Source organism: Dactylosporangium sp. NBC_01737, assembly GCF_035963215.1.
Classification (GTDB): Bacteria; Actinomycetota; Actinomycetes; order Mycobacteriales; family Micromonosporaceae; genus Dactylosporangium.
Map to the genome: position 1 here is coordinate 7,753,195 of NZ_CP109153.1, position 16,476 is coordinate 7,769,670.

Here is a 16,476-nt window from a genome sequence, read left to right on the forward strand (position 1 = left end):
CCGATCCCCGTGCCTCGGGACGCCGGTCTCTGTTTTCGGGACGTGCCCGCTCGGGATGCTCCTGGCGTACCGCCGCTGACGGCGGACGGCCTGCAACCGGAGGAGCGGACGATGGTGTCATCGAAATGGCGCGTGGCGGCGGGTGTGGCCTGCCTGATGTTGAGTTCGGTCGGGCAGTTGGCGCAGTTCCTGGTGTCGCCGATGCGGCAGGCCGACACGGCCGCGGCGCAGGTCGAGGCCGCCGCGCAGCACCTCGGCGCGATGCGGCTCGGGCTGGTCCTGGACCTGCTGATCCTGCTGGCGATTCCGGCTGCGCTGTACGTCGGTTTCGGGGCCGGGGCTGGCCGGTGTGGTCCTTGGGCTGCAACGCGCCCGCCGGCAGGTGACCAGCGACGCGGCCGCCGCCGTCGCGCAACTGGACGAGCTGACCGTCCAGACGCAGGACGCCATCGCCGAGGTACGCCGGCTCGTCAACGACCTGCGCCCGCCCACCCTGGACGAACTCGGCCTGATCGCCGCCCTGCGCGAACGCGCCCAGGCGCTCGGCCCGATCATCGTCCACGGCCCCGCCGAACCCCTGTCGCTGCCCGCCGCCGTCGAGGTCGCCGCCTACCGCATCGTGCTGGAGGCGATGACCAACGTCGCCCGCCACGCCCACGCCCGCGCCGCGAGCGTCGTGATCAGCGTCGACGGCGCGCTGTGCCTGGAGGTCACCGACGACGGCGACGGCATGCCCGAGGCGTTCAGCGCCGGCGTCTGCATCACCTCGATGCGGGAACGCGCCACCGAACTGGGCGGCCACTGCACGGTCACGCCCGCCACGCCCCGCGGCACGACGGTCCGCGCGACGATCCCGCTGGAGGCCGGATGAGCACCGACACCCCCATCCGGGTCCTGGTCGCCGACGACCACCCGGTGTTCCGGACGGGGCTGCGCACCCTGGTCGAGGAGAGCCCGCTGCTGGAGTACGCCGGGGAGGCCGCAGACGGGGAACAGGCCGTCGCCGTGTGCCGGCAGCAGCGCCCCGACGTGGTGCTGATGGACATCCGGATGCCGGGCGTCAGCGGCATCGACGCCACCCGCCGGATCCTGGCGGACCGGCCCGGGACCGGCGTCCTCATGCTCACCATGCTGGAGGACGACACCTCCGTCTTCGCCGCCATGCGCGCCGGCGCCCGCGGCTACATCCTCAAGGGCGCCGACCCGGACCAGATCACCCGCGCCATCACCGCGGTCGCCGCCGGCGAGCTCATCTTCGGTGCCGCGCTCGCCGCGCACATGGCCGCGTTCTTCCGCAACGGCTCCCGTGACCCGGTCCGCGCCTTCCCCGGCCTGTCCACCCGCGAACACGACATCCTCAACCTCATCGCCGCCGGCCAGTCCAACACCGCGATCGCCGAACGGCTCGCCCTCAGCGAGAAGACCATCCGCAACAACGTGTCGAGCATCTTCGCCAAGCTGCAGGTGACCGACCGCGCCACCGCCATCGTCAGGGCCCGCGACGCCGGCCTCGGCACGTAGCCGCCGGGCCGGGTGCCGGTGCCCGGGCGTCGTCAGGTCACCCGGCGGTGAGGGCGCGATACCATCCGCAGGCGATCGCGACCGTCGCCATCCAAGGAGCTGTATGACGCTGCACGCGGTGGTTGTCGGAGTCGACCGGTACGACGACCCGAGGATCAAGGAGTTGTCGTGCGCGCGGGCGGACGCGGAGGCGGTGGCGGGGCTGATCGAGAGGATTCATCCGGATGAGCGCCGGGTCACGATGTTCCTCAACGAGGAGGCCACCGCCAAGAATGTGAAGGTCGCGATCGGCGAGACGCTGCCACGCACCGTCGAGGAGGGCGACGTCGTCCTGGTGTACTTCGCCGGGCACGGCACGCCCGAAACCGGCGGGGGACCGGACGACGTTTCGCGGTACCTGATCATGCATGACACCGATTACGACAACATCTACGCCACGGGCATCGACATGGAACGCGACCTGGCCCGATGGTTCGAGCGGCTCAAACTGCCGCGCCTCGTGCTGCTGATCGCGGATGCCTGCTTCAGCGGCCGGGCCGGGGGGCGGACCTTCGAGGGCCCGGCGCTGCGGCGCAGCCGCGCGGGCACGCGGGCGGCCGAGCCGATCTCGCTGAAGGCGCTCGACCTCGGCGAAGGGCGGCTCATGCTGTCGGCGTGCACCGACACGCAGGTGGCACGGGAAGACCGCACGCTCGGGCACGGGATCTTCACCCACTACCTGTTGCGGGGGCCGTCGGCCGCGGAAGGTTCGGCCACCGTCGGCGTCCACACGCTCTACGAGCAACTCGCCAGGTCTGTGCGTGACCACACCTCCGGGCGGCAGACCCCGGTCATCAACGGCCGTTCGACCTTCGCCCAGCTTCCGTACCTCTGGTAGGACCCGGCATGAGCGTGGCGTACTTCGGTGAGTACAACGGCATCTACTTCGTCCAGGGGCGCCACGGGCTCGCGGAAATTCAGGACAGGGCCCACCGTGGCCGGGCGGTGGTCTTCGCGGAGGAACCGCTGGAGGATCTCGGCACCGAACCGCGCGTCGAGCAGGCACGCCTGGCCGGCAAGGAGTTCGCCGTCCACGCCAGGGACCCATGGCCGATGGAGATGCCGCTGGGCTACGGGCGGGGGCTGAAGTACAAGGCCCTGGCTTCGCAGGGACAAGGGCACAGCGCTGTGCGCCTGACGGTCTCGTTGCCGACGCTGACGCGGTACCGCGTCAGGTGGGAGAGCACCAGCCGGCAGGGGGACACGTTCCAGCTGGGAAACGGGATCACGCTGACCGTGCACACCAGCCTCCGCTGGGAGTACCGCGACGGCATCTTCACTGTGGAGACCGCGACCGACAACGGCGACGTCCAGTTCGTCGTGGACAGCAGGGTCACGACGACGCCGCTGCACGACCGGATCATCGTGGCGCTGGAGGGGCACGAGCGCGGGGCGATCCTCGCCCGCGCCGCCTGCGGCCGTGGCTTCGTCCCGTCCTTCGTGGTCACCGCGCGGGAATGGTCGGACCCGGCCACGTTGCCCCGGCTCCTCGACGACCTCGACTGCTCCGCCGTGATCGGCGTCGGGGTGCCCGTCCCGCCGGATGAGCCCAGGTTCGTCCAAGCGGACGCCGCCACCGGCGAATGGCCCGGAGCGCCCCGGCCCATGGTGAGGCTCACCGCTCCGGACCTGCCCGAGGCGTACGGACCCGCGCTGCATCTGGCGATCCGCGGCGGTGCCAGGCTGGTCCTGACCTCCACGGCCGGCACGCGGCTCCGGCTCGAGGACATGGACGGGACACTCCTGGACGAGTGGGAGCTGGCAGACCTGATCGGAGTACCACTGCCGGGCCCGGACGGCGACGGCGGCGGCGAGTTGGTGCTCTGCGAAAGCACCCCGGCGCACCTGCTGGTCTGCCATGCGGTCGGCTACGCCGACTCCCGGGCCCGTCCGTTGGCGTTCCTCCCACCGATCGGCGCGGATCCGGCAGCGCCGGCCGCGGCACCGGTGGACGCCGCGGATCTCGCACGTCAGGCCGCGCGGGCGGTGCCCGTTTCGCTTCGCCGGCCCGACGCCGCCACGCTCACGGTCTTCACGCGCGATCTGCCCCTGCACCTGACGCCGGTGTCCGACGGCGACCCCGGCGCGGGCCGCTGGATGGACCACTACACCGTCGCGCACCTCCCCGGCATGACCGGTTCGCTGCTGATTCCCCGGTTCCTGCGCGGACTGCTCGATCCGGCGCCCGACGTTCCCATCGGCGTGGTCTTCGACGCGCTGCAGGCATTCGCCGGGACCGAGGGCGACACCGCCGCACGACGGCTCGCCGAAGGCCTGGGGCACCCACTCGTACTGTCCGGGCCACGAGCGCGGCTGGAGGTGTTGCGGGAGGTCCTCCAGCGGATCGACACCGACCTGGTCCTGGTCGTCGCGCACGGCCAGGACGACCACTTCGACGACCACGACAACGCCGAGATCACCAGCGCGATGATCAGCAGCTGGAGGCTTCGCGGACGGCCGCTGATCTTCAACAACTCCTGCTCGAGCTGGGCGACCACGGGCGAGGCGTTCCTCACCGCCGGGGCAAGGGCGGTGATCGGCACGCTCTGGCCGGTGGACAACGACCGGGCCGCCGCCATCGGGGCCCGGTTCGGTGCGCTGCAGTACGGCCCCGCTGAGACCGACGTGCCCACCATGCTCCGCGAGGCCCTGCGGGATGCCGGGGAAGGTGGCCCCGAGACTGCCGCGTCCTATGTGTACGTCGGTCTGCCCGGCGTCAGGCTGTCGAGCACCGCGCCGATCGGCGACGACGAGACCGTCCAGCTGCTCACGGCGGCGTTCGACGCGTGCTTCACGTGCGTGCGGGAGCTCCTCGCCGAGGAACAGGTCGCGCCGGCGTTGACACTGCAGCATGTCGTGACCACGAGCCTGCGGCAGCGGTTCGCCGCCCTGGTCCGGCCCGGTCAGATGCCACGGCACCTGCCCAGGCCGTGGGCACAGTTCACCGTTCTGGACGCCGGGTGCCTGCTCGACCTGGCCAATCTCTCGGTGGGTCGGGCCCTGCTCCAGGTCCTGTTGCCGGCGCAGCAGCGCGCCGTCGTCGCGCAGATGTGCGACGTGGCCGACCGGGTCCTGTGGGCGTTGGTCACCTGGGACGAGCGGCACGAGGCCCACAACGGCTACTCCTTCACCGATGCCGACCGGGCGGCCCAGCCGCTGCCGCTCGGTGCCCTCGGCGAGCGCGGCTTCTACGATCTCGGGGCGAAATTCGCCTTCATCGACCTGCTGCCCCTGATCGACCAGATGGTTTGCCTACGGGTACCCGAGCTGCGGGAGGCCGCACTCGAACGGTACGAGCTGGCCGCCAAGCTGGTCACGATCCCCGACGACCTGGAACCCGACGGCTCGATCACCGACGCGAAGCTCATCCGGCGCATCCGGGCCGGGAACCCCGACCGGCTCCGCGTCCTGCGCCGCGACGGCGACGGGCCGGACGAACTGACCGTCGACCTGCTCGCCGGCGCGGTCGGGGACAAGGCCGAACTCGCCAACCGGTTCGGCATCGTCCGGCTTCGGCTGCAGGAGTACGACGCGGCCGTCGTCTTCTTCGAAGCGGCGTGCGACCTGGCAACCCCCGGCTCACCGGTGGCCGCCAACGCGGCGTCGAACCTGGCGGACACCCGCAGCCGGCGCGGCGACCAGGGGGGCGGGAACACGGGACACCGGGCGGCATTCGAGCTCCAACTCGCCTCAGGCGACCTGGACAACGCCCTCGTCACCGCCGCGAACCTCCTGCGTCAGGCCGCGACACGGACGCAACCCCTCAACGCCGCGTTCGTGGACCAGGTTCTGGCGCTGTCCGACCGGATCAGCCCACCGAGCCGCCGCGTCGCCCTGCTGGCCTCCGTCCTCGGTGCGCTGTCGACGTACCACGCGGGACTCGGCGACCATGCAGGTGCCGCGGCGGCTTCCGACCGGCTCGTCCCGCTGCTGCAGCACCGCCAGCCAGAACCGGCGAGACACCTCGGCGAACTGGCCGAGTGGTACTACCAGCACGATGACCTGGCCCGGGGCGCCGCACGCGGCCGGTCCGCAGCGCGGGCGTTGGAGCGGGCCGGCCTTGCCGAAGCGGCGGCGCTGTCCTACTTCCTGGCTGGGAACGCCGCCCTGGAGGCCCACGGAGGCCGGGGGCCGAAACGCCTGCTGCGGTTGTTCCTGGAATGCTCTGCGCGGCTCGGGCACGTGACCAGGACGGATCCGGCGGTCACCGCGCAGTACCGGGACTGGCTCGCGGTCACCCTGGACAACACCCGAAGGCTCTGGTCCCAGTTCGCTGACCGCGGCCGGCGGGGCCTCGCCCTGCTCGCCTACTCGGCGCAACAGGGATGGCCGGACGGGGAAACCGATGAGGCATGGGAGATGCTGTCCCACGCGTTCCACCCGCGCAACATCGCCGCCGTCCGCCGCCTCGCCGCCCTCGGCCTGCTCCGCAGGGGCGCCGTGGTCAAGATCGACACCGACCTGCGGGCAACGGTTGCGATCATCACGGTCCGTTCACCGACCCGGCAGGATGAACCCGGCGCTGTCTACTCCACGCTGCCGCTGCACGGCGTCGGCCACCCCTCGGGAACCGCCAACATGCACCTGGTGTCCGGCGGCGCGGTCTTCCGGCTCGGCGCCGGCGACTCGGCGATCGTGTCGGAGACAGGCATCCGGGCCGTGACGCGCGACTGGCGCGGCGACCTGGTGTACCGGGCGCTGTGGGGCAGCCGGCTCTTCGCCTACGGACTCACGATCAACGTCGCCCCTGGTCTCGCCGTGCAGCAGGTCAGGTGTGCCGCGGTCGCCGGCCCAGAGCCGGAGCTCACCGTCCGGAGCGGCCCGGACGGCGTCGTCGTTCAAGCCGCCGCACCGCGTCCCTGGCTCGCCACCATCTCCGTGACGCTCACGCGGTAGACGCTCACCGGCCGGGTGTTCAGGCGGGTGTGTCGAGGTCGGCGATGAGGCGGTACAGCAGGGCGGCGGCGCGGGCGGGTTCGGCGTCGACGAGCGTGCGGGCGCGTTGCAGGCGGGGGTCGTCCTCGGCGGCGAGGGTCTCCGCGGCGGTCAGCAGGTCGTGGACGAACGCCATCGGTGGTGGTGGGCGGCGGCCGTCGGCGGTCAGTTGCATCGCCAGGGTCAGGCCGTCGACGGTGTGGGCCGTGTCGTGCCAGTTCGGGTCGTGCTCGGCGGGGAACAGCGGCAGGTGTTGCCAGAGCAGGTCGGCGAGGTCCTCGAAACCGGTCCGCAGCGCGGCGTCGTCGATGGCGGTGGCCGTGCGGACCGCGGTGCGGAACAGGATCGGGACGGCACCGGCGGCCGGCATCGTGGCGCCGGGCGGGCATGGGCAGTGGTGTTCGGGCAGGACGGAGGGTGTCGCGGCGGCGAGGGGTGGGCGGGCGATGCCGTGCCGGGCGGCGAGGACCGTGAGGACGCGCAGCAGGTAGGCGTACGGCACCTGCGGGTTGCGGGCCCGGGCGAGCCCGATGCCGGTGATGGCGGCGACCACGGCGCTGTTGTGCGTGGACTCGTCGCCGTCGGCGGTGCGCCACGGGATGCGTTCCAGCGGCCAGCGGTGCTCGCCGAAGGTGGCGGTCGACGTGAAGTACGCGACGGTCACGTCGTAGCGGAGCTGCAGGGCCCGGGACAGGCGCTGCTGCTCCTCGGTGAGCAGGCCGAGGACACGGGTGCGTTCGGAGAACAGCTCCGCGACGGCTTCGAGGGCGAGCAGGCTGCTGTACAGCTGCGGCGCCACCGCCGGGCCCGGGCGCTGCGGGATGACGACGTCGTCGCCGAACTCCGCGAAGAGGTCGATGGGGAGCGCGTCGGCGACGGCCGTCCACGCCCAGCCGCACTCGAACCAGGCGGCCCGGTCCGCGGCGTCATGGTCGGGCACGGTGCCGATGCGGATGTCGCGCAGCGCGGCGCGGACCTCGACGAGCCCGGCCCGGTACTCGTCGTGGACGGCCCGCTCGTCCCGCGGCCCGGGGCGCACGAGGTGCCGCAGGTGCGCCTCGTCGGTGGAGGCGCGGATGGCGAAGGCGCGGAGCAGGGCGGCCATCGCCGCGGTCAGCCGGATCGACGCGAGCCGTTCGACGTCGTCGGTGCGCTGCCGGTACACCTTGCAGAAGCCGATGATCGCGAGGCACAGCCGCAGGTCCGTGCCGGCCGCGGCGACCACGTCGAGCGCGGGCGCCGGCGGCGACAGGGCCGGGCCGCCGGGGAAGACCGGGGCGCCGGTGCCGTCGGTGTACCGGGTGAGGTATTCGCGCATCGCCACGACGAGCCGCGCGGGGATCTCGGCCCGGTCACCGAGCGCACCGAGCGCCGCGACCGCGTCGTCGGCGGTGGCGTCGGGCACGTCGAGGCGCAGCGGCGGCAGGTTCGTCGCCGGTCCGAGGATGCACAGGAGTTGCTGGGCGTCGTTGAGCGCGTCACCGGCGGCCGGGTCACCCCACAGGAACCCGCCGTCGCGGAAGGCGTACCGGGACACGGCCCGCCAGACGCCGAGCAGCTCGGCGCGAGGGTTCAGCAGCATCGTCAGCCGCCCCCGGCGGGTGGCAGGCCCGCACGTTCGCGTTCCTGGGCGGTCAGGACCCGGCGGTGGTGCCTGCCGGCGATCCGGGCGAGTTCCGCCGTAGCGAGGCAGGGCCGGATCCGGACCGTGCCGTGGCTGTCGGCGTAGGCGAGACCCGCGTCGCCGACCGCGACGGCCGTGACGGGCCCGCCGCCGCGGATGCGTTCGACCGGTTGGCCACCGGCGTCCCACAGCCGCACTTCGCCGTCGTCCGCGCCGGAGATGAGGCGCCCGTCGGGGGCGTACGCGAGGGCCGTGACCGTCGCGCTGTGCCTGCCGATCGGGCGGCGGACACCGTCGGGGCGGTCCCACACGGTGATGGTGCCGTCCGCGTCCGCGACGGCCAGACGCCCGTCCGCACCGCCCGCCACGGTGTGGATCGGGCGGTCGCCCGGCACGGTGGTCGATCCGCCGGGCGTGATGGCGACCAGCTCTCCATCGGCGGCGAACACCCGGTGCTCGCCGGCGCAGGCCAGGCCGGACAGGCGCCCGGCATCTGCGTCGACGCTCCACCGGCAGTTGCCGGTCGTGTCCCACAGACGGACGGTGCCGTCGGTGGCACCGGTCGCGAGCCACCGGCCGTCCGGGGCGAACGCCATCCTCGTCACACGGCCGGCGTCGGCGATCGCCCGTGGCGGCGCGTCGACGGTGTCGTACAGCAGCAGGCTGCCGGACTCCGTGACGGCCGCAGCCGGCCCGGTCCAGGAGGCGGCACAGGCCCGCACCGCTGCGGGGTTGCCCGGCGCCGCCGCGATCGGGCGGGCCGGCCCCGCCCACACGTGGAACCCTTCCGGACCGACGATGACGAGCCGCCCGTCCGGTGTCCAGCCGAGATCCTGGGCGGGCCGGTCCGTCAGGACGTGCTCGGTGCCGTCGGCGACGTCCCAGATGCTGGCGGTCGAGCGGGCGGTGCCGACCGCAAGCCGGCCGTCGGCGGAGCAGCCGACCGAGGTCACCGCCCCGTCCTGCACGGAGAATCGGCTCACCAGGTTGCCGTGACGGTCCCAGGCGATGGTGCCGGACTGCGTGCCGCAGTACACCGTGCCGTCCGGGCCGAAGGCAAGCGTGTTGACGGTGCTGGTCCGCATGCGCCGTACCAGGGTCGCCGACGTCAGGTCCCAGACCCTGACGGCGCCGCTGCGGGTGCCGGAGGCGAGTCGGCCACCAGGGCCCGCCGCGATCGCCAGCACGCGGTTGTTGTCGTCGCCGCCGGCGAACCTGCCGGTCATCCGGCCGGCGGCGTCCCACACGAGGATGCTGCCGTCGCCCCGCCCGGCCGCGATTCCTCCGCCGGGCGTCCCGGTGAGTGCGTACACCGGGACCTGACCGTCGGACAGGACGCCGACGTCGTGCAGTGCCGCGTCGAACCGCCGGACCGCGCCGCGCTCGTCGGCGGTCGCGAGCAGCCCGCCGTCGGCCCAGCAGATCGCGGTCACCCGCCCGTCGCCGGTGTCCGCCGTTCCCGCCGGCTGCCCGGTGGCGTCCCAGACGTGCACGACGCCGTGGACGACCGTCGCGAGGCGGCCGTCGGGCGCGAACGCGACCGGCCCGTTCCCGTCGACCCGGAAGACCGCGGTGCCGTCGGCACCCCAGACGTCGACCACGTCCGCCGCGGTGGCGAGCCGGCCGTCGGGCGAGAACGCGACGTGGACCGCGCCCCGCTCGTACCGGATGGATCGCAGCAGACCGCTGGCCAGTGTCGAGGCGACGGCGCGGGCGGCCAGCTCGGTCGCGGCGAGCTCCTGGTGCGCGGCCCAGGCGAGCGCGAACGCCAGCTCCGGGTCGGTGTCGAGGGTGTCGAGGGCCTGCCGGGCGACGCTGTTGGCGCGGCGTTCGAGGGCACCGGCCTGGTTGCGCTCCGACGCGTCGAGGAACTCCACGACCTCGGCGGCGACGGCCCGCCCGGACCGGGCCCAGGTGAGCGCATCGGCGAGGCGGGCCCCGCCGATCAGGTAGTCCGGCAGCCTGCCGGCGCGGGTCCACGCGCGGGCCATCGGTGCCAGCTCGGTCAGCCGGCGCAGGCTCTCCTCGTGCAGGACGATGTGCTCCGCGAGCGGCTGCCACTGCCGCAGCAGCGCCTCGTGCGCGATGTCGAACACGGCCCCGGCGTCGTCGTCGCTGGTGAGCAGCCGCGCCTCGACGAACGCGGCGACGACGGCGCGCTGCCGGTCGTCGAGCATCGCGGCGGGGACCCGCTGGCGGGTTGCGCCGCCGGGGCCGAGCGTGACGAACAGCAGCAGCGTGTCCAGGCACTGCGGCAGCGCGCCCGGGCCGAGGTCGCGCACGGCCGCCTCGGCGCGGCGGCCGATGGCGCCGGCGACGCCGCCGGAGGCGTGGTACTCCCGCCAGGTGATGCGCCGGTCGCCGGCCGCGGTGCGGTACAGGTCGTTGAGCAGGTAGCTCAGCAGCGGCAGGGCGTCGCCGCCGCCGGTGTCGCGGACGATCTCGTCGACCAGGCCGTCGTCGAACGTGACCCCCGCGAGCCGGGCGGGTTCCTCGACGACCAGCCGCAGCTCCCGCGGGCCCATGACGTTGACCATCAGCGGGTCGCGGAACAGGTCCCGGCCCGGCCCCTGCTGGAACTCACCGATGGTGTCGGAGCGGACCGTGGCCACGACGCGCAGCCGCGGCTCGTGCGCCAGCAGCGCCTCGACGACGGCGAGGAACGCGTGCCGGTCCTCCTCGACGCCCTGCGTCACCGTCTCCTCGAGCTGGTCGACGACGAGCACGACCCGGCGGGCGCCGTCCCGCCGGGCGGTGAGCGCGGCGAGCGTCGCGTCCAGACGCGGCGGCGGGGCACCGGCGCGGGCGGCGGCGAGCGCGACGGCGGCGTCACCGGTCAGGTCGGCCCCGAGGGCCGCGCCGAACTCGCCGAGCGCGTCGGTGCCCGGCGTGAAGGGCGGCAGGACGCGGTGCCCGTCGCCGAGGGACGGCAGCAGCCCGGCGAGGACGAGCGAGGACTTGCCGGACCCGGACGGGCCGACGACCGGCACGAACCGGCCGGCGCCGCTGCGGGCGTCACGGACCCGGGCGAGCAGCTCCTCCGCCTCGCGGGTCCGGCCGAAGTAGACACCGGCCCAGTGCGACGTGTACGCGGTCAGGCCGGGCCACGGGTTGCCGTTGCTCCACACCGGACGGTGGATGCCGCCGCGCCGGACGTCCCACGCGGCCTTCGCGCCGACGGCGACCAGCAGGCCGGCGCCGATCGCGGGGGAGTAGGTCGCGACGGGCTGCAGGGCGGACGGCCACCGCGACGGGTCGCCGGTGATGAGATTGGTGATCAGTCCCATGCCGGTGCCGAGCAGGAAGGTCCCGTACCCCGTGCCGCCCCACCGGCCCATGCCCGTGATGGTAGCGGCCGGCGGCCACCCGGTCAGCCGCCGCGCCGGGCAGCGACCGGCGGCGACCGGGTGGCCCGGCGAGGCGATCGTATGGATCTGCGTCACCGGGACGGCTGCCGACACTGACCGAACTCCGCCAGCGCATGTTGCCGCGTGGGTCGATGATGAGGGCATGACGCAGCGTCGATGGGTCTGGACCGGAGCGGTGACGACGGTCGTGGCGGTGGCCGGGCTGGGTGCCTACTTCGCGGTGGTCGGATTGGACGCGGCCGACAAGGCGGCCAGCGTGATCGGCGGGCTGGCGGCGGTGGTGGGGCTCGCCCTGGCGGGGTACGGGCTGTTCGGCTGGTCGGGCCGCCCGGACGTCTCGCAGCGGGCGCAGGCGTCGGACCGGGGCAGCAGCGTGACCCAGATCGGTGGGCACCAGCACACCGGTGCGAGCGGCCCCGCGCCCAGGACTCCCGGCCGCGTGGAGCAGCACGGCACCGCGTCGGAGGGCGGCAACGTCACGCAGATCGGCGGGGACCAGCACCTCGGCCCGGCATCCCGGCCGTGATCGGCCGCCGCGGCCGCCGTGCCGGCACCGTCTCCCAGGAGGCCACCGCCGCGGACCAGGCCCAGATCAACCAGGTGGCCGGTGACCAGCACATCCACCACCACTACCAGGGAGCCGAGACGCCCGCCCCGGATGCGAGGCGGCGGCTGGTCGACGACGTGCGGGCCGAGGAGTCGCGCAACCGGGCCCACCTGCTCGGCCTGGACATCATCCGCCCGATCGGTGCCAAGGCGACATACGCCGTCGAGCACACCGCACGGTTCCGCGAGACGGACACACCCGCCGACGCCGTGCACACCGACATCGCGGCCTTCTTCACCGGTGTCGCCGACCGGCAGCTGATCATTCTCGGCCCCGCGGGGGCGGGCAAGAGCGTCCTGGCCGTCGAACTGCTCCTGGCGCTGCTGCGTGAGCTCGGCCCCGACGACCCCGTCCCGGTGCGGTTCGACCTGGCGAGCTGGGACCCCGCGCACGACCTCGGCGGCTGGCTCACCGCCCAGCTCGGCTCCCGGTACGGGCTGCCGGCCGCCAACGCGAAGGCCCTGCTCCACGAACGAGGCGTCCTGCCGGTGCTGGACGGCCTCGACGAGATCTCCGTGGAGAAGGAGGACCTCACCGCGGCCGTCCTGGCCGTCAACACGTTCCTGGCCGACCGCAGCGACACGGGCTACGTGCTCACCTGCCGCAACAACGTGTACTCCGACATCGGCAGGCGCATCGAACCGGGCCGCGAGATCACCGTGCTGCCGCTCACCACGGAGGAGGTCGTCACGTACATCGGGGGCGCCGTCGGCGGGGACCGGGTGGCCGAGAACGCGTGGCAGCCGGTCGTGACCGCGCTGCGGGCGCCGGTGCCGGCCGTCGTCCACGCGTTGAGCACCCCGTGGCGGCTGACCCTGGCCGTCACCTTCTTCCTCGACCGGGGAGACACGTACGAGCTGGTGCCCGCGGAGCACGAGAGCGACACCGAGTACGCCCGCCGCGTGGGTGAACTGCTGGTGAAGACCTTCGCACCGGCGCGCGCCCGGCTGCACGCGATCGAGACCCGCGAGAAGGCCGACGCCTGGTGCACGTTCATCGCGGAGGACCTCGACCTGCAGGTGAGCAGGGGCGGCCCGCGACAGGACATCATCGCGCACTACTCGGCCGAGCGGGCCTGGGCGACCGCACTGCACCACCGGGCCCTCGCCGCGGCGACGTCATACGTGAAGGTGCTGCTGGGCCTCGGCGCGCTCACGCTCGCCGGCTGGCTCCTCGACGCCGTCGCCGGCACGCCGGTCGTCGCGGGCGCGCGGGCGCTGCTGGAAGGCCTGGCAGGGTTGCGGGGCGCCCCACTGGTGGCGGCCCTCGCCGGAGGCGCGATGTTCGCAGCCCTGATCCGTGGTGTACCCCGGGCGCGCCGCACGACCCGTCGGCTGTTGCGTGGGCCGGGGCCCGCGCACAGGACCGGGTTGCGCGCCGCCGCGGTGGGCGCCGGCGGGTTCGTCCTGTCCGCCCTGCTGACGTTGCCGTTCTTCGGCCTGCTGGTCTTCCTCGAGGCGTGGCCCGTCGCCGGGGCCGGGACGGCACTGCGGGTCGCGGTGACCGCCGGGCTCGTGCCCGCCGTGTGCCTGGGCATCGCGGGCGGCGTGCAGAACGCGACCAGGTACACCTTCGAGGTCTGGCACGGCCACTTCCTGGCCCGTGGCGCCGAGCAGCCGCAGCAGTCGGCGCACGCCCGGGGCATCTCCGCCAACTGGACGTTTCCGAGTTCGCAGCTCGACCAGATCCTCGGCACGGTCCGGGCCCACCGCAACTGGCCCGCCGCGATCGAGACGTTCCTCGTCGACGGCTACGCGGCCGGCATCTTCCGCCGCTCCGGCGACGTCTACCAGTTCCGCCACCGGCAACTGCAGGACTGGTACGCCCGCCCGGTCGATCCGCTACGGGCGTGGGACAACGAACTGCCGCTGCCCGGCGAGCGCGACCTGAGCCTGGTCCACGGCGTCAACATGGTCTACCTGAACGAGGGCCGCGCCGCCGCCCAGCAGCTGGTGCTCGGCCGGCGCGACGGCGGCGCCAGGGACGAGGCGCTGCGCGCGTCGGCCGCCACCGCCGGCCGCCGGATCAGGCCGCAGGGCGTGCTGTCGCGGTGCGACATCCACGTCGTGCGGGCGCTCGCCGCGGCGGAGGGCGAGGCCCGGGCCACCGGCTCCGCGGTCATCCAGCCGTGGCACGTGTTTGTTGCCCTGCTCGCCGACGTCACGCGGCACCACGCCGACTGCCCGGCCAGGCTCGACCAGGTCCGCGCGGCCTTCCAGCCGACCCGGACGGTCTCCCCCGACGAGTCTCCGGGCCACCTGCCCCTCGCCCGCAGCCTCAGAAGGGTCCTCGTCGGCGCACCCGCACGGTGGGACGGTCGCCTCAGACCCGAGTTCATCCTCCACGACCTGCTCAACGCCGGCGACGACCCGGCCCACCGCGCGGTCCTGGCGCTGCGCCACCCGGCCAACACCGAGCAACGCTTCCGTGTGTGGCTCGACGAGCGGATCACCCGCCTCCGCGCCGGCCGGCCGGCAGACACCGCCGCCGAACTCGCCGAACTGGCGGGTGTCCTCCTCGACCGGCTCGACCGCCCCTCGGACGCCGAGCGGGCCCTCGCCGAGGCCGCCGAGCTCGCACCGCACGACCCCACCTACGCCGCGGCGCTGACCGCCGTCCGCGCCGCCGCGGCACGGACCGCCCTTCCCGGCGCCACGCAGCGGCCGTAGCCGGCGCTACGATGCTGATCCATGGCTTGGCTCACCGGGTGCCGCCCTGCGCAGCCGTTATGGACGGGCTGCGCGGAACGCCTGCTTGGCGAAGACGGTGTACAGGTTGCCGGTGACCGCGAGGCCCTGTGGCAGGCAGGCGCGCAGGATCTCGATCGCGACGTCGCGCTCCCGGGTCGGCGGAAGGCGCCGGTACGTGTCCATCACCCGCGTGATCGTCCCGGGCGTGTCCAGGGTCATCTGCCTGCCGATCTCCTGGTCGGTGAACCTCGGATCGACCGCGACCCGGTAGAACCGCAGCGCGGCCATGAGGTCCGCCGCCCGCAGATGCAGGTCCGTCTCGGACTGGTCCTTCGGGCGGCCGTGGGCCCGTCTGAGGTCGGCGAGGGAACGCCGGGACAGGTCGCCGAGCACGCCGGGAAGGGACTGCGGACCGATGCGCGCCCCGGTCGTCCCGCCCTTGCGCCGCACGGCCAGTCCGATCAGGCCACCCACGATGAGCAGGACGAGCACCAGGCACGCCGCGTCGGCGCCGATGATGAAGGACAGGTTGAGGACCAGGAACAGCGTGCCGACCCCGATCAGCCGGTACAGCCACACATTGAGCTGCTTCGTCTCCCGGCCGTTCACCTTCATGATTGCCTTGTGGACCAGCATGGCGCCCATGCTGGGCAGCTCGACGAAGATGAAGAAGAAGATCGGAAACGGGTTCACGACCTCGCCTTCCGGCCTCTTCCGTCACTGACCCAGACCATCCACCAGATGACAATCATCAGTATCGCCGCCGACAGGCTCCCGGCCACCGCCACGACGTCCTTCGACGTCCATTCGACCCTCTGCTCCGACGGCATCCCGTAGCGGACGAAGACGACCAGCAGCGTCGGCGCCAGTGCGGCGAGCGGGAACCCCAGGTACCGGAGCAGCGGAATTCTCCGCAGGATGATGTTCAGCGGAATCGCCGAGATCACGGTGACCGCCACTCCTGTGCCGAATGCCGCGAGCAAGTTCGTACCTCCGCGAAGACCGATCGGCGACCAGCGATTGCCGCCTCAATGTCTCCCGGGGCGCGCGGTGATCGCCACCGCTGAATGGACGGCGAACCGGGCCGACCGGGGCGCCGCGCCGGTTCGCGAGGCCGCGGCGGCGCAGCGTGCGGTCATGCCGGCGGGCCGGTCGGTCGATACGTGGCCACCGACGGCACCGCAAGGCAGGATCCGTGCCATGAGTTTCCGGCTCGCGGCGTACGCCGTGTGCATCGACGACGGGCGGATCCTGCTCGCCCGGTACGTCTCGCCGACGACCGGTGCGACGAACTGGACCCTTCCGGGTGGCAAGGTCGAGCACGCGGAGGACCCGTTCGACGCGGTGATCCGGGAGGTCGCCGAGGAGACCGGCTGCGACGCTGTGGTCGAGCGCCTGCTGGGCGTGGACTCCAGGGTGATCCCTGCCGCCGAGGCGCGGGCGGGGATCGAGCACCAGAACGTCGGCATCTTCTACCAGGTCCGCATCACCGGTGGCGTCCTGCGTCCCGAGCCGAGTGGCGACACGGCCGAGTCGGTCTGGACGCCGCTGCCGGAGGTGGAGCGCCTTCGCCGGTCATCGCTCGTCGACGTCGGTCTCGCGCTGGCGCGGACCCTCCCGGCGACCGGTCACGTCGCCGCGGTCCCGGTCGGCGGCCTCGTCCGGCACTGATGCCCGCCGACCGGAGCAGGG

Annotated in this window: 11 protein-coding genes; 7 read left to right on the forward strand and 4 right to left on the reverse strand. The window is 73.4% G+C overall.

All coding sequences use genetic code 11. The features are described from left to right. The first annotated feature begins 349 nt into the window (after positions 1 to 349). The 4 genes from OHA72_RS35400 (at position 350) to OHA72_RS35415 (ending at position 6,456) form a co-directional block, all read left to right on the forward strand. Positions 350 to 871 carry a sensor histidine kinase gene (locus OHA72_RS35400; protein WP_327000397.1) on the forward strand — a complete coding sequence of 174 codons (522 nt, stop codon included), beginning with the start codon at positions 350 to 352 and terminating at the stop codon, positions 869 to 871. Continuing rightward, on the forward strand, positions 868 to 1,521 hold the full coding sequence (locus OHA72_RS35405) for a response regulator transcription factor (protein WP_327000398.1): 654 nt from the start codon (positions 868 to 870) through the stop codon (positions 1,519 to 1,521). Before OHA72_RS35400 ends, OHA72_RS35405 begins: the two co-directional genes overlap by 4 nt. A gap of 118 nt (positions 1,522 to 1,639) precedes the next feature. Next, complete coding sequence (locus OHA72_RS35410) at positions 1,640 to 2,398, forward strand: caspase family protein (RefSeq protein ID WP_327000399.1); 759 nt, start codon at positions 1,640 to 1,642, stop codon at positions 2,396 to 2,398. An 8-nt stretch (positions 2,399 to 2,406) separates the two neighbouring features. Next, positions 2,407 to 6,456 (forward strand): CHAT domain-containing protein, encoded by a 4,050-nt coding sequence (locus tag OHA72_RS35415; protein ID WP_327000400.1) that lies wholly within the window; start codon positions 2,407 to 2,409, stop codon positions 6,454 to 6,456. A 19-nt stretch (positions 6,457 to 6,475) separates the two neighbouring features. On the opposite strand, the gene OHA72_RS35420 is transcribed toward OHA72_RS35415, so the two are convergent. Both OHA72_RS35420 and OHA72_RS35425 read right to left on the reverse strand, forming a co-directional pair. Beyond that, a complete protein-coding gene (locus tag OHA72_RS35420) occupies positions 6,476 to 8,077 on the reverse strand; it encodes an SCO2524 family protein (protein WP_327000401.1) in 1,602 nt (533 codons plus the stop codon). Between the two features lie 2 nt (positions 8,078 to 8,079). Then, complete coding sequence (locus tag OHA72_RS35425) at positions 8,080 to 11,457, reverse strand: nSTAND1 domain-containing NTPase (RefSeq protein ID WP_327000402.1); 3,378 nt, start codon at positions 11,455 to 11,457, stop codon at positions 8,080 to 8,082. Positions 11,458 to 11,629: 172 nt separating this feature from the next. Between OHA72_RS35425 and OHA72_RS35430 the strand changes: the two genes are divergently transcribed. Next, positions 11,630 to 12,013 (forward strand): hypothetical protein, encoded by a 384-nt coding sequence (locus tag OHA72_RS35430; RefSeq protein ID WP_327000403.1) that lies wholly within the window; start codon positions 11,630 to 11,632, stop codon positions 12,011 to 12,013. Further along, positions 12,010 to 14,763 carry an NACHT domain-containing protein gene (locus tag OHA72_RS35435; RefSeq protein ID WP_327000404.1) on the forward strand — a complete coding sequence of 918 codons (2,754 nt, stop codon included), beginning with the start codon at positions 12,010 to 12,012 and terminating at the stop codon, positions 14,761 to 14,763. The genes OHA72_RS35430 and OHA72_RS35435 overlap by 4 nt, the downstream gene beginning before the upstream one ends. Positions 14,764 to 14,820: 57 nt before the next feature. Here the strand turns inward: OHA72_RS35435 and OHA72_RS35440 are convergent, their stop codons facing one another. Further along, positions 14,821 to 15,477: a hypothetical protein gene (locus tag OHA72_RS35440; RefSeq protein WP_327000405.1), complete on the reverse strand. Its 657-nt coding sequence runs from the start codon at positions 15,475 to 15,477 to the stop codon at positions 14,821 to 14,823. Next, positions 15,474 to 15,743, reverse strand: a complete 270-nt coding sequence (locus OHA72_RS35445; protein WP_327000406.1) for a hypothetical protein — start codon at positions 15,741 to 15,743, stop codon at positions 15,474 to 15,476. The genes OHA72_RS35440 and OHA72_RS35445 overlap by 4 nt, the downstream gene beginning before the upstream one ends. A 241-nt stretch (positions 15,744 to 15,984) precedes the next feature. On the opposite strand from OHA72_RS35445, the gene OHA72_RS35450 reads away from it, so the two are divergent. Beyond that, a complete protein-coding gene (locus tag OHA72_RS35450; protein WP_327000407.1) occupies positions 15,985 to 16,455 on the forward strand; it encodes an NUDIX hydrolase in 471 nt (156 codons plus the stop codon). The last annotated feature ends 21 nt before the right edge of the window (positions 16,456 to 16,476 follow it).

Bases quoted from the DNA above. Each gene is read 5' to 3' on its own strand.
- OHA72_RS35405 (WP_327000398.1), top strand. From the start codon at position 868: ATGAGCACCGACACCCCCATCCGGGTCCTGGTCGCCGACGACCACCCG.
- OHA72_RS35415 (WP_327000400.1), top strand. From the start codon at position 2,407: ATGAGCGTGGCGTACTTCGGTGAGTACAACGGCATCTACTTCGTCCAG.
- OHA72_RS35420 (WP_327000401.1), bottom strand. From the start codon at position 8,077: ATGCTGCTGAACCCTCGCGCCGAGCTGCTCGGCGTCTGGCGGGCCGTG.
- OHA72_RS35425 (WP_327000402.1), bottom strand. From the start codon at position 11,457: ATGGGCCGGTGGGGCGGCACGGGGTACGGGACCTTCCTGCTCGGCACC.
- OHA72_RS35430 (WP_327000403.1), top strand. From the start codon at position 11,630: ATGACGCAGCGTCGATGGGTCTGGACCGGAGCGGTGACGACGGTCGTG.
- OHA72_RS35450 (WP_327000407.1), top strand. From the start codon at position 15,985: ATGAGTTTCCGGCTCGCGGCGTACGCCGTGTGCATCGACGACGGGCGG.